The organism is Streptomyces canus 299MFChir4.1, from assembly GCF_000383615.1.
GTDB lineage: Bacteria > Actinomycetota > Actinomycetes > Streptomycetales > Streptomycetaceae > Streptomyces > Streptomyces canus_C.
In genome coordinates this window covers 91,267-116,732 of record NZ_KB911595.1, presented here as the reverse complement: position 1 = coordinate 116,732, position 25,466 = coordinate 91,267, and the positions used below count along the sequence as shown (strand labels likewise).

Genomic DNA, 25,466 nt, shown 5'->3' with positions numbered 1-25,466 from the left:
TCGCTTTTGGGGGGCTTCGGGTAGCGTCGAGGTATGAAGGCCACCGCGCAGGCCGTAGTACGGACCCGAAGCCTTCCGGGGCTGCTGTTCGCCCTGGTGCTCGCGGCCCTGGCCGCCCTGGCGGCGACCGCCCCGCCCGCGTCGGCCTCGACGGGCGACCCGACCGCCACGAGCGTCTCGGCGATCGGCCGGGCCCTCCGTAAGAGTCCGGTCTACGTCGATCCGGCCGCCGCGGCCCAGCTGTCCGCCAAGGACGCCGACGCCCTGGCGGACCGGATCACGAAGGCGGACAAGCCGCTGTTCGTCGCGGTGCTGCCCGCCGACTACCCGAAGCAGGACCTGTTCACCAAGCTGCGCACGGCGACCGGCATCACCGGGGTCTACGCGGTCCGGCTCGGCGACGCCTTCGACGCCCGCGCCGACTCCTCGGTCCTGCCGAAGGCGGCCGTACGGAACCTGGTGACGACCGTCCAGGGCGAGGACACCCGCGCCCAGCTGACCGACTTCACCGCCGCCGCGGTCACCAACATGGGCGGCTCGGCACCGTCGACCTGGCGGTCCGCGGACGACGGCGGCGGGGTGTCGAGCACGGCACTGATCACGGTCGGCGCGGTGCTCGTGGCCGGTGGCGCGGGCGCGTACACCCTGGTGCGCCGCAACCGGCGCCGGCACGCCGAGGAGCAGCGGGCCGCGCTGGAGAAGCTGCGGGTGGTGGTGGACGAGGACATCACGGCGTTCGGCGAGGAACTGGACCGGCTGGACTTCCACCCCGCCGAAGCGGGCGCCGACGACGCGATGCGGGCGGACTACGAGCGGTCGCTGGACGCGTACGAGCAGGCGAAGTCGCTCATGGGGGCGGCCACCCGACCCGAGGACGTACGAGGCGTTACCCAGGCCCTGGAGGACGGCCGCTTCTCACTGGCCCAGCTCGCGGCGCGCCGCGAGGGCCGGCCGCTGCCCGAGCGCCGGGCCCCCTGCTTCTTCGACCCCCGCCACGGCCCCTCCGTCACCGACGCCGCCTGGACGCCGCCGGGCGGTGCCCCGCGCGAGGTCCCGGTCTGCGCCGCGGACGCCACCCGCCTGGCCGACGGCCGCGACCCGGTGATGCGCGAGGTCGACACCGACCAGGGCCGCCGGCCCTACTGGGACGCCGGCCCGGCCTACGGCCCCTGGGCCGGCGGCTACTTCGGCGGCGGCCTCCTCCCCGGGCTCCTGGTCGGCACGGTCCTCGGCAGCATGATGGCCACGCCCGCCTACGCGGCCGACTACGGCTCCGGTTACGGAGACTTCGGCGGCGGCTACGAGGGCGGCGACCTGTCCGGCTCGGACTTCGACTCCGGGGGCTTCGGGGACTTCGGGGGCGGTGGGGACTTCGGCGGCGGGGGCGATTTCGGTGGTGGGGGAGGGGACTTCGGGGGTGGGGGGTTCTGAGCGGGGGTCTGAGCCGCCCGGGGGCCGGAACCGGGTTTTCTTCGCAGGGGGCGCTGCCCCCAACGGGGGCGACAGCCACGGGTCCGCCGCACAACGCACCGGACCCGCGGCCCACCGCCCCCGTCTCACCTCACGTCACAGCGACGAGGCCGCCGAAGCGATCGCCGAGGCGAACGTGGAAACCTCGGTGTAGACACCGGGCGCGTTGGGCCGGGCGCAGCCTATGCCCCAGCTCACGATGCCCACCTGCACCCACGCGTTCGCCGAGTCCCGCCGGAACATCGGCCCGCCGGAGTCCCCCTGGCAGGTGTCGACCCCACCGGAGGAGTACCCCGCGCAGATCTCCTCGTTGGCGATGAGCCCGCTGTACCCGCTGTATCCCCGGCAGGCCGCGTCGCTCACGAACGGCACGGTGGCCTTCAGCAGATACCGCTGCTGGGCCCCGCCCTCGGTGGCCGCACCCCACCCGGCGACCGTGAAGGTCCCGGTGTTGTACTGCGTCGTCGTCGCGATCTTCAGCGTGGAAAGGTTGATCGGCGAGGCGAGCTTGATGAGCGCCCAGTCCTTGCCGTCGCCGTTGTAGCCGGGCGCCCGGTAGACGTACGTCGACCTGACCTGCACCCGCCCGGTGCCGGACTGGAGGTCCACGACACCCGCGGTCGCGGTGATGCCGGTGTTCGCCCCGGTCCCGTTCACGCAGTGGGCGGCGGTGAGCACGATCTGCTGGGTGTACAGCGCCCCGCCGCACCCCATGGACAGCCGCACCATGAACGGGAACTCGCCCTGCGCGGCACGGCTGCCGCCGACGACGGGCGAGGGCGCGGCCTGCGCGGCCGACACGGGCTGGAGGCTGGCGATCGCGAGCGCGGCGGCTCCGACCGCCAGACATCTCTTGACGGCAGTGAGGAGTTTCTTCAAAGTGATGCCTCTTCCAGGTGGGGGCTGGTTTTGACGAGTTCATGCCAAGTCTGGGCATCAAAAGGTTCGCCCAAGTTCTGACATGGGCCGGTCAAATCTGTTGATGGATTATGGGAATCCTGTGAACTCGCGCACAAGGGGTGCGATTCAGCCGCCGGTCACGGTGTCGTTCAGGACACCTGACGCGTCAGGGCGTACCGCTCCCCGGCGGCCCCCGCCACCGCCCGTCCGACCCGGGCCCGCACGCGAGACCGAACCGCACCTCGTGCTCGATGTCGAAGGGCATCCAGTCGATCCCGCGCTCCCGCAGTCAAGCCCGCACGGCGGCCAGAGGGGTCGGGCGGCCGTGGACGTTCTCGTAGGACGCGACGGTGATCCAGGCGGGAACGTTGGTCATGCGATCCATGATGCGCCCGTACGACCCAGTGGTGCGCGCTCGATCACCGTGCCGCCGAGCCAAAGGCCGCACGCGGCGCCGGTCGAGGCAGCACAGGGCGCCGCTCCCCGCCCCCGCGGCCGGTCGGCATGCCGCCCACCGGCCCGCACCCCGCGAACGCCCCGAGACCGAACAGTGCGAGCACCGCCGGCGGGCACCCCGCGCTCGTCCAGCCGCATGACATCGGTGACGAGGGGCGCGAGGCAGGTGAAGGTGCAGAAGGTCGTGCCGTTCACCGGACCGGCCGGCAGCGGCACCGGCGCCGGCACGGACACCGCGGCCACCGCCCAGCGGCATGGACCTCGCCCGCCCCTTGGCGTCCGGCGCGACCATGGCCATGGCGGTCGCCAACGAGACGGCGAGGAACCGGCGTTGGTGAGCGCTCCCACCCCCCGGATGGCCGGCAGCTCCCCGAAGCCGTCGGTCAGCGAACCGACGGCATGACCGCCGACGAAGACGACATCGTCTGATCACCGAGCTCTGCGAGCGCGCCGGTTCGGGTCTTTCCGGGTCCGTCAGGAAGACGTGTCTCCCGGCTCTCCCCTACCGGCGCACCCGCTGATCCGCGGCGACCGGGTCACGCGTTCTTGATCGCGGAGATGTCGAAGTGCAGCTTGATCTTGTCGGAGACCAGGACACCACCCGTCTCCAGGGCCGCGTTCCAGGTCAGGCCCCACTCGGAGCGCTTGATCTCGGCCTTGCCCTCGAAGCCCACGCGCTCGTTGCCGAAGGGGTCCTTCGCGGCGCCGTTGAACTCCAGGTCGATGGTGAGCGGCTTGGTGGTGCCGAGGATCGTCAGGTCGCCGGTGATGCGGTAGTCCTCGTCGCCCAGCGCCTCCGCCTTGGTGGAGCGGAAGGTCATCGTCGGGAACTCGTCGGTCTTGAAGAAGTCCGCGCTCTTGAGGTGCCCGTCCCGGTCCGCCGAACCGGTGTCGATGCTGTCCATCTTGACGTCGATGGAGGCCGTCGACGCGGACGGGTTGCTGCCGTCCAGGTGCAGCGAGCCGCTGAACTCGTCGAACTTGCCCTTGACGTTGGTGACCATGGCGTGACGGACGGTGAAGCCGATCGTGGAGTGGGAGGCGTCGATCGTGTAGTCGCCGGTCAGTGCGGTCAGGTCGGTGTTCGCCATGACGGAACTCCTTGAAGTGAGGATGTTGAATCTTGAACCACTCAACATGGAGGACCGTAGACCTATTCCGCGCACCTTTCAACATCATCCGGAGAAGTGTTGGCGTGCCCGCCCCGCGGTGGTAGATGCCCCGGTATGAACCCACAGCGCAGAGCCCCCCTGCGACCCACCCGAAGGGCCGTCTTACTCGCGGCGGCGCTCCTGGCCGCCGCCGCCCCGCCCGCCCGTGCCGGCGCGGCCGACCCCTACGACACCCTCCGCCGACGCTGGCTCGACATCGCCCTCGGCACCGGCTACGACCCGGCGGCGCAGCCGTACGCCTCCCGCCTCGCCGAGACCGGCGAACTCGCCCGAGGCTTCCGCGCCACCCTGGGCTCCGACCCGTACCTCCCTGTGGGCCGGCTTCCCCTACGACCCCCCGGCCGGCATCACCCAGAGCTATGGCCGCCTGTGGACCATGACCCAGGCCTACGTCCAGCAGGGCACCGGTTCGACCGGCGACGAGAGCCTCCTCGCGGACGTCCTCCGCGGCCTCGACCACCTCTCCGCGACCGTCTACAACCCCTCCACCACCCGCTACGGCAACTGGTGGGAATGGCAGATCGGCAGCCCCCGTCTCCTCATGGACATCGTGGCCGCTCTCCACGACCACCTCACGGAGACACAAAAAGGAGCTGCCTGCGCCGCCGTCGACCACTTCATCCCCGACGCGATGCTCACCGACTACTCCGGCACCTCCACCGGCGCCAACCGCGTCGACCTGTGCCGCTCCGTCGCCCTGCGCGGCATCCTCGGCAGGGCCCCCGACCGGATCGCCCTCGCCCGCGACGCCCTCTCGCCGGTCTTCCCGTACGTCACGAAGGGAGACGGCCTCTATGCCGACGGCTCCTTCGTCCAGCACACCTGGGTCGCCTACTCCGGCACCTACGGCCAGGTCATGCTCGACGGTCTCGGCCGCCTCTTCGCCCTGCTCGCCGGCACCGAGTGGGAGGTGACCGACCCGAACCGGCAGACCGTCCTCGACAGCGTCGAGCGTGCCTACGCCCCGCTGATCCACGACGGGCTGGTGATGGACAGCGTCAACGGCCGTGCCATCAGCCGCGGTTACCTCAAGAGCGACGACCGCCATGTCATGCGCGGCGATCACTTCCACGGCCAGGGGATCATCGCCGCCATCGCACTGCTCGCGGGCGGCGCGAGCGCGCAGGAGCGCACACGCTGGCACGGCCTGGTGAAGGGCTGGATCGAACGGGACACCGTCACCCCGATCCTGACGGCCCGCCAGTTCGGGGTCGCCGACCTCGCCCGGCTGCACGCGGTGGCCGCGTCCCCCGTCCCGGCCGCACCCGAACCCGTCGGGCACACGCTCTTCGCCGCCATGGACCGAGCGGTCCACCGCCGCCCAGGATTCGTCGCGAACATCGCCATGGCCAGCGACCGGATCGCCGCCTACGAGTGCGGCAACGGCGAGAACCCGCGCGGCTGGCACACCGGCGCCGGAATGCTCTCCTGGTGGGCCGCCGACTCGGGCCAGTACACCGACTGGTACTGGCCCACCGTCGACTGGTACCGCCTCCCCGGCACGACCGTCTCCACCAAACGCCTCCCCGACCGGGCCGGTGGCGAGTGGGGCGAGCCCAAGCCGGACGTCCGCTGGGTCGGCGGCACGACCGACGGCGAGTACGCGGCGATCGGCCAGCACCTCAAGGGGCTCGGGTCGACGCTGGAGGCCCGCAAGTCGTGGTTCTGCGTCGCGGACGCGGTGATCTGCCTCGGCGCGGGCATCACCTGCGCCGACGGCGTCCCGGTCGAAACGGTCGTCGACAACCGCAACCTGGGGGAGGGCGGCACGCAGTCCTTCGTACGGGGGCTGGGCTGGGCCCATCTGGAGGGGCACGGAGGCTGGCTCGTCCCCGACCGCCTGCGGGCCCTCCGCGAGGACCGCACCGGCGCCTGGTCCGACATCAACACCTCCAGTACGACCGAACGGCGCACCCGGCGCTGGCAGACCCTCTGGCTCGACCACGGCACCGACCCGGTGGACGCCTCGTACGCCTATGTCCTGATGCCCGGGGCCGACCGCCGCACCGTGGCCGCCCGCGCCGCCGACCGTCATTGGCTGTCGGTCCTCGCCAACGACAGCGCGTGCCAGGCGGTCCGCGTCGACCGCCTGGGCCTGACCGCCGCGAACTTCTGGCGGGCAGGCACCGCGGGTCCGCTCACCGCGTCGGCGGGGGCGAGCGTGCTGGTCCGGCGCAGCGGCCGTACCGCTACCCTCTGCGTCGGCGAACCACCCCGTTCGGGCGAACCGCTGGAGATTGTCTGGAACCGGCCCGTGCGCTCGGTCGTGCGGGCCGACGACACGGTCGAGGTGCTTGCCACCGGCCGCCTGCTGCACCTGCGTGTCACTCCGGGGACGGTATGCGCCGCACACGAATGTGAGGTGGCTCTCACACTCTGACTTTGTTCGACCCCTACAAGCGTCAGGCCCTCTGAGCAGTTAGAACGCCTGCATGCTTCCAGGGTTCTGTTCGGTCGCACCAGGAAAACGGGCCGGAGACTGTGAGGAGTCGACGGCTCGCTTTCCTCGCGGGTCTTCGTAAGGTCACTACATGACCGTTTTGGATGAGGCGCCGAGTGAGTCGACGGGCGAGCCGACGGACGCGCGCGGGCGGGTGGCCGAGCTGCACGAGATCCGTGCGGCGGCCCTGGCCGGCCCCAGCGAGAAGGCGACCGAGGCGCAGCACGCCAAGGGCAAGCTGACCGCACGGGAGCGCATCGAGCTGCTCCTCGACGCGGGCTCCTTCCAGGAGGTCGAGCAGCTGCGCCGGCACCGGGCGACAGGGTTCGGCCTGGAGGGCAAGAAGCCGTACACCGACGGTGTCATCACCGGCTGGGGCACGGTGGAGGGCCGCACGGTCTTCGTCTACGCCCACGACTTCCGCATCTTCGGCGGCGCGCTGGGCGAGGCCCACGCCACGAAGATCCACAAGATCATGGACATGGCCATCGCGGCCGGGGCGCCCCTGGTGTCGCTGAACGACGGCGCGGGCGCCCGTATCCAGGAGGGTGTGAGTGCCCTCGCGGGCTACGGCGGCATCTTCCAGCGCAACACCAAGGCGTCCGGCGTCATCCCGCAGATCTCGGTGATGCTCGGCCCCTGCGCCGGTGGCGCGGCCTACAGCCCTGCCCTGACCGACTTCGTCTTCATGGTCCGTGAGACGTCCCAGATGTTCATCACGGGTCCGGACGTCGTGAAGGCGGTGACGGGCGAGGAGATCACCCAGAACGGCCTCGGCGGCGCCGACGTGCACGCCGAGACGTCCGGTGTCTGCCACTTCGCCTACGACGACGAGGAGACGTGCCTCGCCGAGGTGCGCTACCTGCTGTCGATGCTCCCGCAGAACAACCGGGAGAACCCGCCGCGGGTGGAGTCCTCCGACGCGGCCGACCGGCGCGGAGACGTGCTCCTGGACCTGGTCCCGGCGGACGGCAACCGGCCGTACGACATGACCAAGGTCATCGAGGAGATCGTCGACGACGGCGACTACCTGGAGATCCACGAGCGCTGGGCCCGCAACATCATCTGCGCGCTGGCCCGCCTCGACGGCCAGGTCGTCGGCATCGTGGCCAACCAGCCCTCCTCGCTCGCCGGTGTCCTGGACATCGAGGCATCGGAAAAAGCTGCGCGCTTTGTCCAGATGTGTGACGCTTTTAACATCCCGATCGTCACTTTCCTGGACGTCCCCGGGTTCCTTCCGGGTGTCGACCAGGAGCACGGCGGAATCATCCGCCACGGCGCCAAGCTGCTGTACGCGTACTGCAACGCCACCGTGCCGAGGATCTCCCTGATCCTGCGCAAGGCGTACGGCGGGGCCTACATCGTCATGGACAGCCAGTCCATCGGCGCGGACCTCACCTACGCCTGGCCGACGAACGAGATCGCCGTGATGGGTGCCGAAGGTGCCGCCAACGTCATCTTCCGGCGCCAGATCGCCGAGGCCGAGGACCCCGAGGCCATGCGGGCCCGCATGGTCAAGGAGTACAAGTCCGAGCTCATGCACCCGTACTACGCGGCGGAGCGTGGCCTCGTGGACGACGTGATCGACCCGGCGGAAACCCGCGAGGTCCTGATCCGGTCCCTGGCGATGCTCCAGTCGAAGCACGCCGACCTGCCCTCCCGTAAGCACGGCAACCCTCCGCAGTAACCCCGCGGACCCTCCGCGACACCCTCGCGGAAACCTCTCTCACGGAGACTGTGACCTATGAGCACCCCTGACATCCGCGTCGAGAAGGGCCACGCCGAGCCCGAGGAAGTCGCCGCCATCACGGCGATCCTGCTGGCTCGCGCGGCGGCTCAGCCCTCCGAGACCCCGGCCCACCGAGGCCGCCCCAAGGCCGGCTGGCGCCGCCTGGAGCGCGAGGGCGGCTTCCGCGCCCCGCACAGCTGGCACTGAGCCCTGTACGACGCCTGAGGGCCCCTCTCGAAGGAGAGGGGCCCTCAGGCGTTTTTGTCTTCAGGGGCGCGGGGCTGTGTCGATGTGCGGCTCCGCCGCGTGGGCGCGACAAGCCACCGGGCTGCCGCGGACGGCGTACAACCGTCCGTGGCAGCCCAGTAGCCGCAAGAACCGCGCACCTACCGCAGACGAGCCATCAACGCGTGCTCGACCAACGTGATGAGCGCGGACTTCGCGTCCGCCCGGTGCCGCGCGTCCGTCGTGATGATCGGAGTGTCCGGCCCGATCTGCAGGGCTTCCCGGACCTCGTCCGGGTTGTACGGCTGCTGGCCGTCGAAGCCGTTGAGGGCGATCACAAAAGGAAGCCCGGAGTTCTCGAAGTAGTCGACGGCCGGGAAGCAGTCGGCGAGGCGCCGCGTGTCCACGAGGACGATCGCGCCGATGGCGCCGCGGACCAGGTCGTCCCACATGAACCAGAAGCGGTCCTGGCCCGGCGTACCGAAGAGGTACAGGATCAGGTCCTGGTCCAGGGTGATGCGGCCGAAGTCCATGGCGACCGTGGTGGTCGTCTTGTCCCCGGTGTGGGTGAGGTCGTCGATGCCGGCCGAAGCGGACGTCATCACGGCCTCTGTGCGCAGCGGGTTGATCTCCGAAACGGCCCCGACGAACGTGGTCTTGCCCACGCCGAAGCCACCCGCCACCACGATCTTCGCCGAGGTGGTGGAGCGGGAAGGACCGCCGCTAGAGCTTGCGAAGTCCACTGAGCACCCTTTCGAGCAGTGTCACGTCTGGCTGGCCGCCGGCGTTCTCGTCGCCGCCGGGCTGATGGATGGCGACCAGGCCCGCCTCCGCCAAGTCGGCGACGAGGATCCTGGCCACGCCGAGAGGGATCGTCAGGAGCGCGGAGATTTCCGCCACCGACTTGATTTCCCGGCAGAGGTTGCAGATCCGCTGATGCTCGGGCAACTGGCCCTGCATCTGGTGCGGCTGCGCGGTGGTGTGCACCAGCGCCTCGATGGCGAGCTGGTACCGCGGCCTGGTACGGCCGCCGGTCATGGCGTACGGGCGCACCAGGGGGTTGCTGGCGCCTCCCGCGGGGGAAGGCTCAGGGGAGCGTCGCTGCGGCTGCACGGGCTGGATGCGCGGGGCCGGCGGCTGGTCGTACGGCGACGGGCCGGGGCCCTGGGGCGCGTACGGCTGCTGGCGCCGATGGCTGGGTGCGGAGGGGAAGTTGTAGCGGTTCGGGTTCTGGGAACCGTCGTTCTGGCCCTGGCCAGGACCGTACGACCAATTGCCAGATGAACCACCTGGGGGTGTTGCCACTTTCTCTCCTCCTCCGACTGTGCCGGGCACCCATCACGCTGTGTGGAGCCGCGTCCCGAAACCTTACGGCCCCGGGACGCCAAAACGCACCGTCTGTCTGTCAGTTGAGCAGGCTGCCCTGGAGCTCTGCACGCAGATCGGGCGTCAGGACCGAACCGGCACGGTCCACCAGAAGAGCCATCTCGTACCCGATGAGACCGATGTCCGCCTCCGGATGTGCAAGAACCGCGAGGGATGAACCGTCGGATACGGACATGATGAAGAGGAATCCCCGCTCCATCTCCACAACGGTCTGGTTCACCGCGCCGCCCTCGAAGATGCGCGAGGCACCGGCGGTCAGCGAGGTCAGACCGGAGGCGACGGCCGCAAGCTGGTCGGCTCGGTCGCGCGGAAAGCCTTCGGACATCGCCAGAAGGAGTCCGTCGGCGGAGACCACCACCGTGTGGGACACCCCCGGGGTGTTGTCCACGAAGTTGGTGATCAACCAGTTCAGGTTCTGCGCCGCCTGGCTCATCGGGCTCACACTAACGCTCCTGGTTGTAGGTGCTGTCAGGACCGAAGCCCTGGCCGTTCGTTTCACTGCCTGCGTTGCGGCCCCGCTGGACACCGCGGCGCAGGTTGCTCAGCCTGCCCCGGACGTCCTCGGGGGCACGGGAGACCTGTGGGCCTCCCTGGTTGGTGGCTTCGGCGGCTCCCTCGATCAGGTTGGCCTTGGGTACCCGCCGTGGCAGACCGGAGGAGGTGACCCCGCCCGCCTTGGGCTTCCGGAGCTGGGAGGCCTGCTGCCACCGCGCGTCGTTGGCCGATTGCCAGACGTCGCCGCCGCCGTTGCTCTCCGGCGCCGAGGCCGGCGGCTCCTGGTTCGCGTTCCGCGTTCCGTTCGTGCCGTTCGAGCCGTTAGCGCCGCTCCCGGTGGAGCCACGGCGGGGGAGCCCGGCGTCGGTCAGCTGGTGACCCACGGAGGCGGGGGCCGGCCCCGGACGGTCGAAGCCTACGCGGTCACGCTCACCCACGTCAGCGGCCTGCACAGATTCCGTTTCCGGAGCGTACTGGTCCGGGTAGCCGTTGCCGTAACCGTCCTGCTGCGGCCAGTCGTCCTGGTAGCGCCGCTCCTCGAAGCCCGAGAAGGTCTCCGGGGCGGCGGCGTGCACCGCCGCGGGCTCTTCCTGAGCCGGCTCCGTATAGGAGGGCTCCGGGTAGCCGCCGCCGGGGGAGAAGGCGTCGTTCTGCGGCAGGCCGCCGTTCTGCGCGTAGTACGGCTCTTCGTACGCCTGACGGTTCGGCTCCTCGTACGCCGTCTGCCGCTGCTCCTCGTACGGTGCCTGCTGCGCCTCCTCGTACGACGTCTGCTGGTCGTACGAGGCCGGCTGCTGCTCGGGATAGCCGGCCCGGTTGTTGTCGTAGCCGGTCTGCCGGCCGCTGTGGGAGGCGTCGAACGCGTCGCCGTACGACGACGAGTCCGGGCCCTGCAGGGCGGCCGGCTGGTCCTGGTTCTGGTTCTCCAGGGCCGCGCGGCGCTCCTCGCGCATCAGGGAGCGGCCGACCGGGTCCAGCTCGCGTATGTCGTCCGGGACCTCGGAGTAGCGGCTGTCGTCGAAGCCGAGTTCCGCGGCCGTACGCATGGGCAGACCGTTGTTGAAGTCCTCGCCCTGGTACTGCTGCTGCTCCGGCATGATCTGCGAGACGGTGAACTCGTCGCCGGCCGGCTGGTGCTCGCCGCCACCGCCATGGGTGATCGCGTCGGGCAGCATGACCAGCGAGGTGGTGCCGGCCTGCTCGCCCGAGGGGCGCAGCTGGACGCGGATGCCGTGCCGGTCGGACAGCCGGCCGACCACGAACAGGCCCATGCGCTGGGAGATCGCGGCGTCCACGGTCGGCGGGTTGGCCAGCTTGTGGTTGATGTCCGCGAAGTCCTCGGCGGTCAGGCCGATGCCCTTGTCGTGGATCTCGATCATGATGCGGCCGTCGGGCAGCCGGGTCGCGGTGACGCGGACCTTGGTCTGCGGGGAGGAGAACGTGGTGGCGTTCTCCAGGAGCTCGGCCAGCAGGTGCACGAGGTCGGTCACGGCGCGGCCGTGGATCTCGGCCTCCGGGACGCCGGAGAGCTCGATGCGCTCGTACTGCTCCACCTCGGAGGAGGCGGCGCGCAGCACGTCGACCAGCGGGACCGGCTGGTCCCAGCGGCGGCCGGGCTCCTCGCCGGCGAGGACCAGGAGGTTCTCGCCGTTGCGGCGCATACGGGTCGCGAGGTGGTCCAGGCGGAAGAGGTTCTCCAGCTGGTCCGGGTCGGCCTCGTTGTTCTCCAGGTCGGTGATCAGGGTCAGCTGGCCCTCGATCAGCGACTGGTTGCGCCGGGAGAGGTTGGTGAAGATCGCGTTGATGTTGCCCCGCAGCAGGGCCTGCTCGGAGGCGAGTCGTACGGCCTCGCGGTGGACCTGGTCGAAGGCGCGGGCGACCTCGCCGATCTCGTCCTTGGTGGTGATCGGGATCGGGGCGACCCGGGTGTCGACCCGGCCGGGGTCGGTGCGCGAGAGCTGGTCGACCAGCATCGGCAGACGCTGCTCGGCGATGCCGAAGGCGGCGTTGCGCAGCTGGCGCATCGCGCGGGACATCTGCCGGGCGACGGCGCCGGCCAGGATGAACGCGAGGAGCAGGGCGACCACGACGGCGGCACCCACGATGAAGGCGTCGCGCTTGGCGTTGTCGGCGATGCTCGCGGCCTCGTTCACCGCGGTGTCGGCCAGGTCGGTCTCGATCTGGCGGTAGGCGTTGTACTTGAGGGTGTTGACCGCCCACCAGTTCTCGGCGGTGATGCCGTCCTTGCCGAGGGCCTGACGGGCGCTCTCGTCCATCGAGGGCAGCTGGGCGATGCCGGAGACCATGTCCACGGGGTTGGACGGCGGCGGGACGTAGTTCGGGTTCTTGGCGGCGGCCTCCTTGGCCAGCGCCGCGCCCTCCGTCTGGATCTGCTTCTTCGCGGTGTCGAGCTTCGCGGCGTCGGCCTCGGTGCCACCGCCGATGTACTCCTCGACGGCGATGCCCTCCAGGTACGCGTACGAGGAGAGGGCGACCTTCTGGCTGGCGAAGCTGCTCAGCCCCGGGCCGGGCTTGATCAGCAGGTGCATGCCGATGGAGCGCTGCAGCGACAGGGCCGCCTTGGTGAGCTCGATGGCGTAGACCGTACGGCCGTAGCTGGTGATGTTGCCGGTGCCGAGACCGAGCTCGTTGGCGAACTCCGTCAGCGGGTGCGCGACCTGGGTGTAGCCCTCCTCGGTCTTCACACCGGTGAGCTTGGAGGAGGTGTAGGCACCCGCGCGCAGGGTCTGGAGCCCGCCCTCGCCGTCCCGGAACAGCTTGAGGCGGCGTTGGAGGCCCGCCTTCTGCGGCATGTTCTGGGCGGCCTCGTCGAAGGCGTCCGCGGCCTGGTCGGTCTTCTTGCGGGCGGCGACGACCGTGGCGTTGTCCTGGCCCTGGCCGCTCAGCAACGGGGCGGCACTGTTGTCGCGCTCGTTGTAGAGGGCGTCGGCGTAGCTGAGAGCGGCCCGCACCAGACGCGCGGTGTTCTCCGCGTCCTCGGCCTCCCGCCAGGTGTCGATCGAGCTCTTGACCTGGAAGCCGCCCATGACGAGGCCGACGATCACGGGTATGAGCAGGATCGCGTTCAGCCGGGTGGGCACCCGCCAGTTGCGCGGGGAGAACCGGCCGCCGCCGGACGGCGGCGCGGCCGTCGGTTCCGGACCGGACACAGGGGCGGGCGCCGCTCCGCGCGGCGGCGGGGTGAAGTTGCCCCGGGCCGACGGCTCGGGACCGTTCTTGCTTCGCCTCACTCGACCAACAACCTCTCGGAGGGGTCGGCACCTACGTTGTGCCGCAGTCTCTCAGAGCCCAGTACGTCATCGACTGTGAGTACGTCTTTGACTATTGGGCAGTTCAGGCATTCCAGCACGACCGCCTGCGCACCTCCAAACAGTGGTACGCGGGGATTCCGAGTGATGTAAGCCCCAGATAAAACGGTCATAAAGAGCGAGCCCCGCCAAATGGCGGGGCCGTTGTGAGCGCAGCGAGACCGGTTGGCAACCACGCGTGGCCGTACCACCGGATTCCTCTGCCGAAACGTTATGAACGCCGGGGCCGACCGTGTCTAAGACCACAGTCGGCTCCGGGACATCTACGACAACTGCCGTATGACGCTGTTGATTTGCGGCGGGTCGACACGCCCTGGGGGCGTTACCGCAGACGTGCCATGAGGGCATGCTCGACCAGGGTGATCAGTGCACTCTTGGCGTCCGAGCGGTGCCGGGCGTCCGTCGTGATGATCGGCGCGTCCGGCCCGATCTGCAGGGCCTCGCGCACCTCTTCGGGGGCGTACGGCTGGTGCCCGTCGAAGCCGTTGAGGGCCACGACGAAGGGCAGACCGCTGTTCTCGAAGTAGTCGACCGCGGGGAAGCAGTCGGCCAGACGCCGGGTGTCGACCAGGACGACCGCGCCGATGGCGCCGCGGACCAGGTCGTCCCACATGAACCAGAAGCGGTCCTGGCCCGGCGTACCGAAGAGGTACAGGATCAGGTCCTGGTCGAGCGTGATGCGGCCGAAGTCCATGGCGACCGTGGTGGTCGTCTTGTCCCCGGTGTGGGTGAGGTCGTCGATGCCCGCGCTCGCGGACGTCATGACGGCCTCCGTGCGCAGCGGGTTGATCTCGGAGACGGCGCCGACGAACGTGGTCTTGCCCACGCCGAAGCCACCCGCCACCACGATCTTCGCGGAGGTGGTCGCCCGCCCCGCGTCAGAGCTTGCGAAGTCCACTGAGCACCCTTTCGAGCAGCGTCACATCGGGAGCGCCGCCGTTGTTCTCGTCGCCGCCCGGCTGGTGGATGGCCACCAGGCCGGCCTCGGCGAGGTCCGCGACGAGGATCCTGGCCACCCCGAGCGGCATGGCGAGCAGCGCCGAGACCTCGGCGACCGACTTCACCTCACGGCACAGGTGGCAGATGCGCTGGTGCTCGGGGAGGAGCCCCATCAGTGCCGCCGGGTCGGCCGTGGTGCTGATCAGGGCCTCGATGGCGAGCTGGTAGCGCGGCCGGGTCCGGCCGCCGGTCATCGCGTACGGACGTACCAGCGGCTGGTCGCCCTCATCCTCGTACGGCTCCGCGTACGGATCATGAGAGGCGGTGGGCGGGGTCATGAATCCTCCGGGCGGGACAGCAAGTCGGTCTGGCTAGCCGTCTGGTGAGGCCGGTGGGGGGATTGTGGCGGCCGGACGGTGATTTGGTGAGACGGGTGGATCCGGTTCGGTCAGTGGAGCAGACTGCCTTGCAGCTCGGCTCGCAGATCCGGCGTGAGCACTGCGCCCGCGCGGTCGACGAGCAGTGCCATCTCATAGCCGACGAGGCCGATGTCGCATTCCGGGTGCGCGAGGACCGCGAGCGAGGAACCGTCCGAGACGGACATGAGGAAGAGGAATCCCCGCTCCATCTCCACGACGGTCTGGGCCACGCTGCCGCCCTCGAAGATCCGGGAGGCGCCCGCCGTGAGCGAGGTCAGCCCGGACGCGACGGCCGCCAGCTGGTCGGCACGGTCGCGCGGGAAGCCCTCGGACATCGCCAGCAGAAGGCCGTCGGCGGACACGACGACGGTGTGGGACACCCCTGGGGTGTTGTCCACGAAGTTGGTGATCAACCAGTTCAGATTCTGTGCCGCCTGGCTCATCGGGCTCAACTAACGCTCCTGCTGGTGAGTGGGGTTCGGGAAGCTGCCCGTCTGGCCGTTGCCGCCGACCTGACGACCTTGCGCGATACCCCGACGGAGATTGGTCAGCCGGCCGCGCACGTCGTCAGGCGCACGCGAGACAGCCGGACCGCTTTGGTGCTGTTGCTGCTGAGCCGTACCCGGGACGAGGTTCGCCCTGGGTACCCGGCGCGGCAGACCGGAGGTGGTGACACCGCCCGCGGCCGGTTGCCTGACACGCTCCGCCTGCCGGACGAGGTCGTCGTTGGGCGAACTGCGCCAGGCCGCTGAGGCCGCGGGACGCTGGGGGGCCGCCGGAGCCTGCTGCTGCCGCGGCGCCTGAGCCGGGGAGGGGTCGGTGCCGTTGGCCGGCTGTCCCTGTCCCTGCTGCTGGCTGCCGTGGAACCAGTTGGTCTCCAACGTGTCGTACAGCGGCGTACGGCCGTCACCGGGACCCGCGGGCGGCAGCGCCTCGGGCTCCTGGCGGACCTGCCGCTGCTGGGGCCGCGGCGGCATGGGCGGCCGCGGGGCACCGAAGTCGGCGCCGTTGGTCTGGGGGCGCTCGAACTGGCCCGTGTTCGCGGGGTCCTGACGAGCCGGCAGGGAATGCTGCCCCGTGGAGCCGGGATTGTAGCCAGGCATCGCGAACTGGCCCGTCGAGCCGGCGTCGTACGCCTGCGGCGTCGCGAACTGCCCGGTCTGCGAGCCGCCGGTCTGCCCGGACGGAGTGCCGAAGACGTCCGAGCGGACGAAGTCACCCGTGTCCTGGGGGCTGTTGGAGCCCGGCCGCGGGAACTGGCCGGTGTTCTGCGGGCCGACCGCGCCCGGACGGGGGAAGTCGCCCTGCGGGCCGTTCGCACCCGGCCGGGGGAACTGGCCGGTGTTCTGCGGGGCGTCGAAGTCCGGGCGGGGGAACTCGGAGGTGCTCGCCGGGCCCCGGTGGTCCTCGATCCGCGGCATGCGCGACGTGGCGGCCGGGTCCTGCTCGTCGTGCCCGCGCGGAGCGTCGAGCGAGGCCCGCGGCACCGGCGGCTGGGCGTTCTCGTCGCTCCAGCTCGGCGTGCGGGGCTGCTGGTTGCCGCCCGGCAGCTCGGCCCGCGGACCACCGCGGCCCGGCAGCTGCGGCCGACGGCGCCGACCGCCCGGCTCGGGAGCCTGGCCCGCGCTCGGGGCCTGCGACTGCGGGGGTACGGGACCCCGGGAGCCGAAGGCGTCCTGGCCGCCGCCGAAAGCGTCCTGACCGGTGAAGGCGTCCTGGCCCGGACCGCTCGTGCCCGCGGCCTGGAGGCCTTGCGGGGCACCCGGCGCCTGACCGCCGAACCCAGCGCCGGCGCCTGCCGGAGCGGGCCGGCCCTGCGGAGGCATACCCGGACCCTGCGGTCCACGCTGTCCGCCCGGCCCACCGGGGCGACCGCCCTGGCCACTGCCGGGCAGCGCGGCCCGCGGTCCCTGACCGGCGTTGAGCCGTCCGCCCGAGGGGGCGCCGACGCCGAGGGCGCCACCCCCGGGGCCACCGGGCGCACCGCCGAGGGCGCCACCGCCCTGGCCGTTGCCACCGCCCCGACGGGCCGCGGCCACACCGGCGGCGGCCTGCGCGGCGGCGGGCGCACCGGGGGCGCCCTGACCGGGCTTGGCCTGGGGCTTCTTGCCGCCCTGGGCGACATCGACGGGCAGCATGACCAGCGCGGTCGTGCCACCGGAGTCGGACGGGCGCAGCTGGATGCGGATGCCGTGGCGCTGGGACAGCCGGCCGACCACGAACAGACCCATGCGGCGGGAGACGGAGACGTCCACGGTGGGCGGCGAGGCGAGCCGCTCGTTGATCGCGGCGAGGTCCTCGGGGGAGAGGCCGATACCGGTGTCGTGGATCTCGATCAGGACGCGGCCGTCGGGCAGCGCGTGACCGGTGACCTTGACCTTGGTCTGCGGGGAGGAGAACGAGGTGGCGTTCTCCAGCAGCTCGGCGAGCAGGTGCACGAGGTCGTTGACCACGCGGCCGGCCACTTCGGTGGTCGGCACGGCGGCCAGCTCGATGCGCTCGTACTGCTCCACCTCGGACGCGGCGGCGCGGAGCACGTCGACCAGCGGGACCGGACGGGTCCAGCGGCGGCCGGGCTCCTCACCGGCGAGGACGAGGAGGTTCTCACCGTTACGGCGCATGCGGGTCGCGAGGTGGTCGAGCTTGAACAGCGAGGAGAGCTGGTCCGGGTCGGCCTCGCGGGACTCCAGTTCGGAGATGAGCGAGAGCTGACGCTGGATGAGGCCCTGGGAGCGGCGCGAGAGGTTGGTGAACATCGCGTTGACGTTGCCCCGCAGCAGGGCCTGCTCGGCGGCGAGGCGGACCGCCTCGCGGTGCACGTCGTCGAAGGCCGCGGCCACGCGGCCGATCTCGTCCCGGGAGTGCACACCGACCGACTCCACGGACGTGTCGACGTCCTGCGGGTCGGACTCGGAGAGCTGCTTGACCAGCTCGGGCAGCCGGTCCTGGGCGACCTTGGTGGCGGTCTCCTGGAGGCGGCGCAGCGAGCGGATCATGGACCGGGCGACGACGAAGGCGCCGACCAGGGAGACACCGAGCACGAGCAGGATCAGCGCACCGGCGATGATCGCGTCGCGCTCGGTGGCGCTGCGCAGCTCGCGGGCCTTCTGCTCCATGTCCTCGAGCAGCGTGTGCTCGATGTTGCCCATCTGCTGGATCTTGGTCGAGCTGTCGTCGACCCAGTCCTTGTAGGAGCGCCGGTCCAGATCGGCAAGGCCCTCCGGGCGGCCGAAGGCACGGCCGGCGTACTGGTCGGAGGCCTCGATCGTGGAGCTGCCGTCCTCGATGGGCTTGAGGAGTTCCTCGGCGCCGTCGTCGCCGTAGATGCTCCGGAAGCTGTTGAGGTCGGACTCCTCGCTCTCCAGGGCGCCCTGGGCGTACAGCCGGTCGTTCTCGCTGAGGTCGCCGAGGGTCTTGTTGTCGGCCGGCAGGGCCGCGGCGAGGACCGCGCGCTGGACGGAGGCGTACTCCTTGGCGGAGGAGAAGGCCGCCAGGGCGCGCGTGCGCTGGATCATGTCCGGGTTGCTGGTGGCCTCGGCCATGTCCTGGGAGAGGTCCAGCAGGTGGGTGATCAGACGGTGGTAGGACTCCACCGTCTGGGTGGCGTTGCCCTTGGTCTCGTAGGCGTCGCTGCGGATCTTGCTGAGCGTGTCCAGGTCGCGGACCAGGCCGACGAGGCTGTCGCGGACGCCCTGGAGGTTGCCGTCCTTGCTGGAGGTGTCGATGTCCTCGGCGGCGTTGATGAAGTTGGTCGCGGCCCGGTCCGACTTGTCCCGATAGCCCTTGACCGTGATGTTGCTCGCCGTGGAGTTGTGCGCCAGCGGTCCGGCCGACTGGTCGCGCTCCTCCTGGAGGGCCGCGGCCAGCTCGGTGGCCTGCTTGGTCATCTCCGTCAGCAGCTTCATGTTGTCGAGCTGCTGGATGTCGTCCATGGAGTCGTTGATGCGCAGCGCGCCCAGCGAGGTGGCCGCCACGACGGGGAGCGCGAGCAGCGACACCAGACGCGTGGAGATGCGCCAGTTGCGCAGGGCTATGCGCGACCCGGGGCCGCTCGGGCCCTTCGGTGGCTTCACCGTCGGCGTGGCCGCCAGGCCCGAGGACGCCGATGTGCCAAGGCGCCCGGTGCCGGAAGCACCGTCCGCCGACGGTCCCGGGCCCGGGTTCTGGGCGTGCTGGGGGGAGGAACTGCCGACATTGGGGCCAGTCCCGCCGTGCCGCTCCGGCTCGGCCGAAGCGCTGCCATCCCTCTTGAAACGTCCCTGCACTAGCGTCGCAACCTCTGGACCAGGCGCTCCTCCGCAGAACGGTGGAGCACGGTGTCGGCGTTGTGGGGAGCGCCCTGAATACGCACCCCGGGTGATCGTGAGTGACCGGCGCTGGCTCCCCCTTCTCACCGCCGCTCGGCGCTTGTCTGCGCCCCCTGTGCGCCGGCTCGATCCCGCGGCGGTCCGTGGAATTCCAGCACAGTGCAGGATCTCCAACAAGGTCCGTGGGTCAGACCGTGACCTACGTGACACCTCGTGAGGACCGTGTCACCGGGTGTGGAAAGCGTTTTTGTCGATATCGGACATAGGTCCGCGAGTCTCCCCGCGGTGGTGGGTGTCCCAGTCGCCATGATCAGGAGCGGAATGATGGCTTCAGGGGGTCAATGTCCGTTTCGTTGGGGTGGGTTGAGGCTGGGAATTGTCCGGTTTGCCCGCAGCTCAGTGAGCAAACTCACATGCCGATCACGGGGTCTTCGCGAGTTCGGAGGGGAATGGCATGTTTAGCCTGACGCTTTACAAGAAGGCCCCATCTGCCCAACCCACCACTGTCGAGGTCGAGTACAACCGTGAAGACGACGATGATGTTCCGCAACATTGCCAACCCGCGGCGCACGACGCTGGCGCACCTCGAGGACGCCGACGCCCTGCAGATCCCGGAGCAGCCGGAGCACCCGCTCGACCTCCCCGCCCAGACCGCCAACCCCCGGCGTACGGTCCTGATGGAGATCCCGGTCTCCGCCGCGAAGTAACCGTAGCGCGCCCGGATCACCGCCCCCGCGGCAGGTGGCCCGGGCGGCGCGCGGTCCGGAGCCTCGGGGCACCCCTTCCCGCGTTAGCCTGGAGCGTCAGACTTCAGCCGGCCGAGTAGAGGGGCGCCCAGATCCCGTGCGCATCGCCAGATTCTCCATCGACGGGAACGTCGCCTTCGGCGCGGTCGAGGGCGACAGGCCGGACGAGCTCGTCCTCGACATCATCAAGGGCATCCCCTTCACGGACTTCGAGCTCTCCGGTACGAAGGTCCCGCTGAGCAAGGTCAGGCTGCTGCCGCCGGTGCTCCCCAACAAGGTCGTGGCGTACGGCCGCAACTACGCCGACCACGCGAAGGAACTGGGCAACGAGGTCCCGGACGTCCCGTTCGCCTTCTTCAAGCCCTCCACCTCGGTGATCGGCCCCGGCGACGAGATCCAGTACCCGTCCTTCTCCGCGGACGTCCACCACGAGGCCGAACTGGCCGTCGTCATCGGCCGTATGTGCCGCGAGGTCCCGCGCGAGCGCGTCAAGGACGTGATCTTCGGCTACACCTGCGCGAACGACATCACCGCCCGGGACGTCCAGAAGCGCGAGAAGCAGTGGGCGCGGGCCAAGGGCTTCGACACCTCCTGCCCGCTGGGCCCCTGGGTGGAGACCGGCCTGGACCTGGAGACGGCCTCCGACCTGACGGTCCAGCTCACCGTCAACGGCGAACAACGCCAGCTCGGCCGCACCAGCGAGATGATCCACTCGATCGAGGATCTGATCGTCAACATCTCCGAGGCCATGACGCTGCTCCCCGGCGACGTGATCCTCACGGGCACCCCGGCAGGCGTCGGGCCGCTCACCGTCGGCGACGAGGTCGCCGTCACCATCGAAGGCATCGGCACTCTCACCAACAAGGTTGTCAAGCGTGGCTAGCGCACCCGTCCGCGTACGTTTCTGCCCCTCGCCCACCGGTAACCCCCATGTGGGCCTGGTCCGCACCGCCCTGTTCAACTGGGCCTTCGCCCGGCACCACCAGGGCACGCTCGTCTTCCGCATCGAGGACACCGACGCGGCCCGCGACTCCGAGGAGTCCTACGACCAGCTGCTCGACTCGATGCGCTGGCTGGGCTTCGACTGGGACGAGGGCCCCGAGGTCGGCGGCCCGCACGCGCCGTACCGCCAGTCGCAGCGCATGGACCTCTACAAGGACGTCGCCGCCAAGCTGCTGGACGCCGGTCACGCGTACTACTGCTACTGCTCCCAGGAGGAGCTGGACACCCGCCGCGAGGCGGCTCGCGCGGCCGGCAGGCCCTCGGGCTACGACGGCCACTGCCGCGACCTCACCGAGGCGCAGGTGGCGGAGTACACGGCCCAGGGCCGTACCCCCATCGTCCGCTTCCGCATGCCCGACGAGACGATCACCTTCACGGACCTGGTCCGCGGCGAGCTGACCTTCACCCCGGAGAACGTGCCGGACTACGGGATCGTACGAGCGAACGGGGCGCCCCTCTACACGCTCGTGAACCCGGTCGACGACGCCCTGATGGAGATCACGCACGTCCTGCGCGGCGAGGACCTGCTGTCCTCCACCCCGCGCCAGATCGCCCTGTACAAGGCGCTGATCGAGCTGGGGTTCGCGAAGACCGTTCCCGCCTTCGGCCACCTGCCGTACGTGATGGGCGAGGGCAACAAGAAGCTCTCCAAGCGCGACCCGCAGGCCTCGCTCAACCTCTACCGGGAGCGCGGCTTCCTGCCCGAGGGCCTGCTCAACTACCTGTCCCTGCTGGGCTGGTCGCTCTCCGCGGACAAGGACATCTTCACCACCGACGAGCTGATCGCGGCCTTCGACATCGCGGACGTGAACCCGAACCCGGCCCGCTTCGACCTGAAGAAGTGCGAGGCGATCAACGCCGACCACATCCGCCTGCTCGACGTGAAGGACTTCACGCAGCGCTGTGCCCCCTGGCTGAAGGCTCCCTTCGCCCCGTGGTCCCCGGAGGACTTCGACGAGACGAAGTGGCAGGCCATCGCCCCGCACGCGCAGACGCGCGTCAAGGTCCTCTCGGAGATCACCGACAACGTCGACTTCCTGTTCCTCCCGGAGCCGGTCTTCGACGAGCCCTCCTGGACGAAGGCGATGAAGGAGGGCTCGGACGCCCTCCTGCGCACGGCCCGCGAGAAGCTGGAGTCGGCGGACTGGACCTCGCCGGAGTCCCTCAAGGAGGCCGTCCTGGCCGCCGGCGAGACCCACGGCCTCAAGCTCGGCAAGGCCCAGGCCCCGGTCCGGGTCGCCGTCACCGGCCGCACGGTCGGCCTGCCCCTCTTCGAGTCCCTGGAGATCCTGGGCAAGGAGACGACGCTGGCGAGGATCGACGCGGCGCTGGAGAAGCTGGCCGCGTAGGGCACGCGTGCGTGAGGGGCGGCAACCGGGAGGCCGGGTGCCGCCCCTCACGCGTCGCTGTCAGTGGTGCGCACTACTGTTCCGGCTCATCCGCACAAGATCCGGAAAGGCGCTCCCATGCCGATGTCCCCGCGCGACTACACCTGGCTGTTCACGCCGGGCAGCACCTTCGCCTTCGAGTCCGGCACCACCGGTGTGATCCACGTGGCCCAGGGAGGGGAGCTGGACCTGCCCACCGGACGGGTCGTCGCCTGTGATCCGTTCGTCTACCTCGGTTCGGGGGACATCGAGCCGTTCACGGTCTCCGTGCCCCCCGGCCGCTACCGCGTGGAGGCGGCCGTCGCGACCCTCGGCCGGCCCGACGAGCCCCCGGCCGACAAGCCCCACCTGAGGGTGGCCGCCGCCCGCCTGGTCATACGCGACGAGCCCACCGCGACTTGGGAGTTGGCGCTGAGCCCCGAGCAGGACCTCGCGGAGCTCAAGGACGACGAGTTCTTCGGCTACGGCGTGGACGCCGGCACCGGCTGCTTCTACGACGCGGCGGCGGAGGAGGCCTTTCCGGAGGCGCAGGAGGACGAGGGCCCGCTGTGGGACGCCTTCGAGGACAGCGACTGGTCGGGCGGCCCGCACCTGGTCACGGCCCCCTCCACCGGGCACACCCTCGCCGCCTTCACCTCCGGCTGGGGAGACGGCTTCTACCCCACCTGGATCGGGCGGTCCGCGTCCGGCGAGGTCACCTGCTTCCTCACGGACTTCTTCGTCGCACCCGACCCCTCCTGAGCACCGCAATCACCGGACGGGCCCCGGCTGTCCGCGTTACCGTCGGATCATGAGCATTCGGGCCGTGGTCTGGGACGTCGACGACACCCTCTTCGACTACACGAGGGCCGACCGCATCGGAATGGGCCTGCACCTCGCGGCCGAGGGGATGCTGGAGGCGTACGAGAGCGTCGAGCAGGCCATCGCGCGGTGGCGGGCGGTCACCGACGCCCAGTGGGCGCGGTTCTCGGCGGGGGAGGTCGACTTCCAGGGACAGCGGCGGGACCGGGTACGGGTGTTCCTAGGTCAGGAGCTGACCGACGCGGAGGCCGACGCCTGGTTCCAGCGGTACATCGCGCACTACGAGACCGCCTGGGCCCTCTTCCCGGACGTCCTGCCCGCGCTGGACGCCCTCGCCGCCAGTCACCGGCACGCGGTGCTGTCCAACTCCAGCATCCACGTCCAGGACCACAAACTGCGCGTCCTCGGTGTCCACGACCGCTTCGAGGTCATCCTGTGCGCCGCCGAGCTGGGCGTCTCCAAGCCCGAGGCCGGCGCCTTCCTCGCGGTCTGCGACGCCCTGGAGCTGGCCCCGCACCAGGTCGCGTACGTCGGCGACCATCCGGAGATCGACGGTAGGGGCGCCGCCGAGGCCGGACTGCTGTCGGTCTGGATCGACCGGGACTGCGGTGTGCACGCCCAGGTCCCCCCGCCCGCGGGACCGCGCCGCATCGCCTCGCTGGCCGAACTCCCCGCCATCCTCGGCGCGGATACCCGTTTTGGAGCCCCGTCCACCTTCGGGTAATGTTCTTCCTGCGCCGCCGGGGAGCGGGCCGAAAGGCCGGGAACCGGAGGAGCGAACTAGAACAAAATCCCCTCCGGGGCTTGCGTTCCAGTGGCCTATGGTGTAATTGGCAGCACGACTGATTCTGGTTCAGTTAGTCTTGGTTCGAGTCCAGGTAGGCCAGCTCGCAGAGCTCATCTGCAGGCGGAGGTCGGCTCGGCGTGGCCCCCGTTGTGTAGCGGCCTAGCACGCTGCCCTCTCAAGGCGGTAGCGCCGGTTCGAATCCGGTCGGGGGTACGCGTTTCTTTAAATCGCATTGGTCTATGGTGTAATTGGCAACACTACGGTTTCTGGTACCGTCATTCTTGGTTCGAGTCCAGGTAGACCAGCTCGGACCTGCGGAAACGCAGGCTCCACGCCCCCGTTGTGTAGCGGCCTAGCACGCCGCCCTCTCAAGGCGGTAGCGCCGGTTCGAATCCGGTCGGGGGTACGTAGAGGAAGGCCCTCCACTTCGGTGGAGGGCCTTCGCCGTGTGCGGGGTCCCCTCGAAGCCGTGTCGCATCAACGCCGTATCGCATCAACCGCGCGTAGGGCACGAGGACTTCGGGACTGCCGTCGGTCGGGGACCTGCCGCGGCGTTGAGGCCGGTCCCTTTGCGAACGGGGTTACGACGATCCCGGTGCCCTCAACCGGTACGGCGCAGTGCCTCGGAGAGGCGGGCCGCCGCGTCGATGACCGCCTGGGCGTGCATGCGGCCCGGGTGACGGGTCAGGCGCTCGATGGGGCCGGAGACCGAGACGGCGGCCACCACGCGGTTGGAGGGGCCGCGGACGGGCGCGGAGACGGACGCGACGCCCGGCTCGCGCTCGCCGATGGACTGGGCCCAGCCCCGACGCCGTACGCCCGACAGGGCCGTCGCCGTGAAGCGGGCGCCCTGGAGGCCGCGGTGCAGGCGCTCCGGCTCCTCCCAGGCCATCAGGATCTGAGCCGAGGAGCCCGCCTTCATGGTGAGCGTCGAGCCGACCGGGACCGTGTCCCTGAGGCCCGACAGGCGCTCCGCCGCGGCGACGCAGATGCGCATGTCGCCCTGGCGGCGGTAGAGCTGCGCGCTCTCGCCGGTGATGTCCCGCAGATGCGTGAGCACCGGGCCGGCCGTCGCGAGGAGGCGGTCCTCGCCGGCGGCCGCGGCCAGCTCGGCAAGGCGCGGGCCCAGAATGAAACGGCCCTGCATGTCGCGTGCCACCATGCGGTGGTGTTCCAGAGCCACGGCGAGCCGGTGGGCCGTGGGTCGTGCCAGTCCGGTGGCCGCGACCAGTCCTGCGAGGGTGGCGGGTCCGGACTCCAGAGCGCTCAGAACAAGGGCTGCCTTGTCCAGAACGCCGACGCCGCTACTGTTGTCCATGAAACGATACTCACGTCTCACTCTGTGAAACGCAAGTTCCTTTTTTCGTGAGACGCGCAACCCTTGTAGGCACAGCGGCCCGCAGACCAACGGGCCTGGCGGCGGGTGCCCGGGAACAGGGGCCATGGGCGTCGCCTCCACAAGATCTTCTAGTTGG

General features: G+C 70.3%; 19 protein-coding genes, 4 tRNA genes and 1 pseudogene. 13 read left to right on the top strand and 11 right to left on the bottom strand.

Going from position 1 to position 25,466, the window contains the following annotated elements:
• Nucleotides 1–33: 33 nt before the first annotated feature.
• A complete protein-coding gene (locus H293_RS0127435; protein ID WP_020121030.1) occupies nucleotides 34–1,431 on the top strand; it encodes a hypothetical protein in 1,398 nt (465 codons plus the stop codon).
• Between the two features lie 135 nt (nucleotides 1,432–1,566).
• Here the strand turns inward: H293_RS0127435 and H293_RS0127430 are convergent, their stop codons facing one another.
• Both H293_RS0127430 and H293_RS0127415 read right to left on the bottom strand, forming a co-directional pair.
• On the bottom strand, nucleotides 1,567–2,349 hold the full coding sequence (locus H293_RS0127430; protein ID WP_020121029.1) for a serine protease: 783 nt from the start codon (nucleotides 2,347–2,349) through the stop codon (nucleotides 1,567–1,569).
• 1,013 nt (nucleotides 2,350–3,362) lie between these two features.
• A complete protein-coding gene (locus tag H293_RS0127415; protein ID WP_020121027.1) occupies nucleotides 3,363–3,917 on the bottom strand; it encodes a YceI family protein in 555 nt (184 codons plus the stop codon).
• 135 nt (nucleotides 3,918–4,052) lie between these two features.
• Between H293_RS0127415 and H293_RS52885 the strand changes: the two are divergent.
• The 3 genes and pseudogenes from H293_RS52885 (at nucleotide 4,053) to H293_RS0127400 (ending at nucleotide 8,374) form a co-directional block, all read left to right on the top strand.
• Nucleotides 4,053–6,378: pseudogene (locus tag H293_RS52885) on the top strand (polysaccharide lyase 8 family protein).
• Nucleotides 6,379–6,529: 151 nt separating this feature from the next.
• The gene (locus H293_RS0127405) at nucleotides 6,530–8,125 is read left to right on the top strand and encodes an acyl-CoA carboxylase subunit beta (RefSeq protein WP_033415715.1); all 1,596 of its coding nucleotides are present in this window, start codon (nucleotides 6,530–6,532) and stop codon (nucleotides 8,123–8,125) included.
• Between the two features lie 57 nt (nucleotides 8,126–8,182).
• Nucleotides 8,183–8,374, top strand: a complete 192-nt coding sequence (locus H293_RS0127400; RefSeq protein WP_020121024.1) for an acyl-CoA carboxylase subunit epsilon — start codon at nucleotides 8,183–8,185, stop codon at nucleotides 8,372–8,374.
• 179 nt (nucleotides 8,375–8,553) lie between these two features.
• Here the strand turns inward: H293_RS0127400 and H293_RS0127395 are convergent, their stop codons facing one another.
• The 8 genes from H293_RS0127395 to H293_RS0127360 form a co-directional block, all read right to left on the bottom strand.
• Nucleotides 8,554–9,135 carry a GTP-binding protein gene (locus tag H293_RS0127395; protein ID WP_009314218.1) on the bottom strand — a complete coding sequence of 194 codons (582 nt, stop codon included), beginning with the start codon at nucleotides 9,133–9,135 and terminating at the stop codon, nucleotides 8,554–8,556.
• Nucleotides 9,116–9,697, bottom strand: coding sequence for a DUF742 domain-containing protein (locus H293_RS0127390; RefSeq protein WP_028808243.1), 582 nt, complete (start codon nucleotides 9,695–9,697; stop codon nucleotides 9,116–9,118). The genes H293_RS0127395 and H293_RS0127390 overlap by 20 nt, the downstream gene beginning before the upstream one ends.
• 100 nt (nucleotides 9,698–9,797) lie before the next feature.
• Nucleotides 9,798–10,211, bottom strand: a complete 414-nt coding sequence (locus H293_RS0127385) for a roadblock/LC7 domain-containing protein (RefSeq protein ID WP_007384910.1) — start codon at nucleotides 10,209–10,211, stop codon at nucleotides 9,798–9,800.
• A 10-nt stretch (nucleotides 10,212–10,221) separates the two neighbouring features.
• Nucleotides 10,222–13,524, bottom strand: coding sequence for a nitrate- and nitrite sensing domain-containing protein (locus H293_RS0127380; protein WP_028808242.1), 3,303 nt, complete (start codon nucleotides 13,522–13,524; stop codon nucleotides 10,222–10,224).
• A 400-nt stretch (nucleotides 13,525–13,924) separates the two neighbouring features.
• On the bottom strand, nucleotides 13,925–14,500 hold the full coding sequence (locus H293_RS0127375) for a GTP-binding protein (RefSeq protein ID WP_007384912.1): 576 nt from the start codon (nucleotides 14,498–14,500) through the stop codon (nucleotides 13,925–13,927).
• Complete coding sequence (locus H293_RS0127370) at nucleotides 14,481–14,879, bottom strand: DUF742 domain-containing protein (protein WP_003973454.1); 399 nt, start codon at nucleotides 14,877–14,879, stop codon at nucleotides 14,481–14,483. Before H293_RS0127370 ends, H293_RS0127375 begins: the two co-directional genes overlap by 20 nt.
• A gap of 110 nt (nucleotides 14,880–14,989) precedes the next feature.
• Nucleotides 14,990–15,403, bottom strand: coding sequence for a roadblock/LC7 domain-containing protein (locus tag H293_RS0127365; RefSeq protein WP_003993189.1), 414 nt, complete (start codon nucleotides 15,401–15,403; stop codon nucleotides 14,990–14,992).
• A gap of 9 nt (nucleotides 15,404–15,412) precedes the next feature.
• Nucleotides 15,413–19,225 (bottom strand): sensor histidine kinase, encoded by a 3,813-nt coding sequence (locus H293_RS0127360; RefSeq protein ID WP_020121022.1) that lies wholly within the window; start codon nucleotides 19,223–19,225, stop codon nucleotides 15,413–15,415.
• 566 nt (nucleotides 19,226–19,791) lie between these two features.
• Here H293_RS0127360 and H293_RS0127355 point away from each other — a divergent pair.
• The 9 genes from H293_RS0127355 to H293_RS0127315 all read left to right on the top strand — a co-directional run bounded on the left by H293_RS0127355 (nucleotide 19,792) and on the right by H293_RS0127315 (nucleotide 24,397).
• Nucleotides 19,792–19,974, top strand: coding sequence for a hypothetical protein (locus H293_RS0127355; RefSeq protein ID WP_007384915.1), 183 nt, complete (start codon nucleotides 19,792–19,794; stop codon nucleotides 19,972–19,974).
• A gap of 136 nt (nucleotides 19,975–20,110) precedes the next feature.
• Nucleotides 20,111–20,896, top strand: coding sequence for a fumarylacetoacetate hydrolase family protein (locus H293_RS0127350; RefSeq protein WP_020121021.1), 786 nt, complete (start codon nucleotides 20,111–20,113; stop codon nucleotides 20,894–20,896).
• Nucleotides 20,880–22,364, top strand: coding sequence for a glutamate--tRNA ligase (gltX, locus tag H293_RS0127345; protein WP_078612677.1), 1,485 nt, complete (start codon nucleotides 20,880–20,882; stop codon nucleotides 22,362–22,364). Before H293_RS0127350 ends, gltX begins: the two co-directional genes overlap by 17 nt.
• Nucleotides 22,365–22,481: 117 nt before the next feature.
• The gene (locus tag H293_RS0127340; protein WP_020121019.1) at nucleotides 22,482–23,144 is read left to right on the top strand and encodes a DUF4241 domain-containing protein; all 663 of its coding nucleotides are present in this window, start codon (nucleotides 22,482–22,484) and stop codon (nucleotides 23,142–23,144) included.
• A gap of 49 nt (nucleotides 23,145–23,193) precedes the next feature.
• Nucleotides 23,194–23,928, top strand: a complete 735-nt coding sequence (locus tag H293_RS0127335) for an HAD family hydrolase (protein ID WP_028808241.1) — start codon at nucleotides 23,194–23,196, stop codon at nucleotides 23,926–23,928.
• Between the two features lie 91 nt (nucleotides 23,929–24,019).
• A tRNA-Gln gene (locus H293_RS0127330) sits at nucleotides 24,020–24,091 on the top strand.
• Between the two features lie 40 nt (nucleotides 24,092–24,131).
• Nucleotides 24,132–24,204 (top strand) — tRNA-Glu (locus H293_RS0127325).
• A gap of 20 nt (nucleotides 24,205–24,224) precedes the next feature.
• Nucleotides 24,225–24,296: transfer RNA gene (locus H293_RS0127320), tRNA-Gln, on the top strand.
• 28 nt (nucleotides 24,297–24,324) lie between these two features.
• A tRNA-Glu gene (locus tag H293_RS0127315) sits at nucleotides 24,325–24,397 on the top strand.
• Between the two features lie 195 nt (nucleotides 24,398–24,592).
• Here H293_RS0127315 and ndgR read toward each other — a convergent pair.
• On the bottom strand, nucleotides 24,593–25,309 hold the full coding sequence (ndgR, locus tag H293_RS0127310; RefSeq protein WP_007384919.1) for an IclR family transcriptional regulator NdgR: 717 nt from the start codon (nucleotides 25,307–25,309) through the stop codon (nucleotides 24,593–24,595).
• Nucleotides 25,310–25,466: the final 157 nt, after the last annotated feature.

What these genes read in the sequence shown, in the direction of transcription:
- H293_RS0127385 (WP_007384910.1), bottom strand. Translation starts at nt 10,211, where the DNA reads ATGAGCCAGGCGGCGCAGAACCTGAACTGGTTGATCACCAACTTCGTG.
- H293_RS0127335 (WP_028808241.1), top strand. Translation starts at nt 23,194, where the DNA reads ATGAGCATTCGGGCCGTGGTCTGGGACGTCGACGACACCCTCTTCGAC.
- ndgR (WP_007384919.1), bottom strand. Translation starts at nt 25,309, where the DNA reads ATGGACAACAGTAGCGGCGTCGGCGTTCTGGACAAGGCAGCCCTTGTT.
- H293_RS0127370 (WP_003973454.1), bottom strand. Translation starts at nt 14,879, where the DNA reads ATGACCCCGCCCACCGCCTCTCATGATCCGTACGCGGAGCCGTACGAG.
- H293_RS0127415 (WP_020121027.1), bottom strand. Translation starts at nt 3,917, where the DNA reads ATGGCGAACACCGACCTGACCGCACTGACCGGCGACTACACGATCGAC.
- H293_RS0127435 (WP_020121030.1), top strand. Translation starts at nt 34, where the DNA reads ATGAAGGCCACCGCGCAGGCCGTAGTACGGACCCGAAGCCTTCCGGGG.
- H293_RS0127400 (WP_020121024.1), top strand. Translation starts at nt 8,183, where the DNA reads ATGAGCACCCCTGACATCCGCGTCGAGAAGGGCCACGCCGAGCCCGAG.
- H293_RS0127405 (WP_033415715.1), top strand. Translation starts at nt 6,530, where the DNA reads ATGACCGTTTTGGATGAGGCGCCGAGTGAGTCGACGGGCGAGCCGACG.
- H293_RS0127340 (WP_020121019.1), top strand. Translation starts at nt 22,482, where the DNA reads ATGCCGATGTCCCCGCGCGACTACACCTGGCTGTTCACGCCGGGCAGC.
- H293_RS0127365 (WP_003993189.1), bottom strand. Translation starts at nt 15,403, where the DNA reads ATGAGCCAGGCGGCACAGAATCTGAACTGGTTGATCACCAACTTCGTG.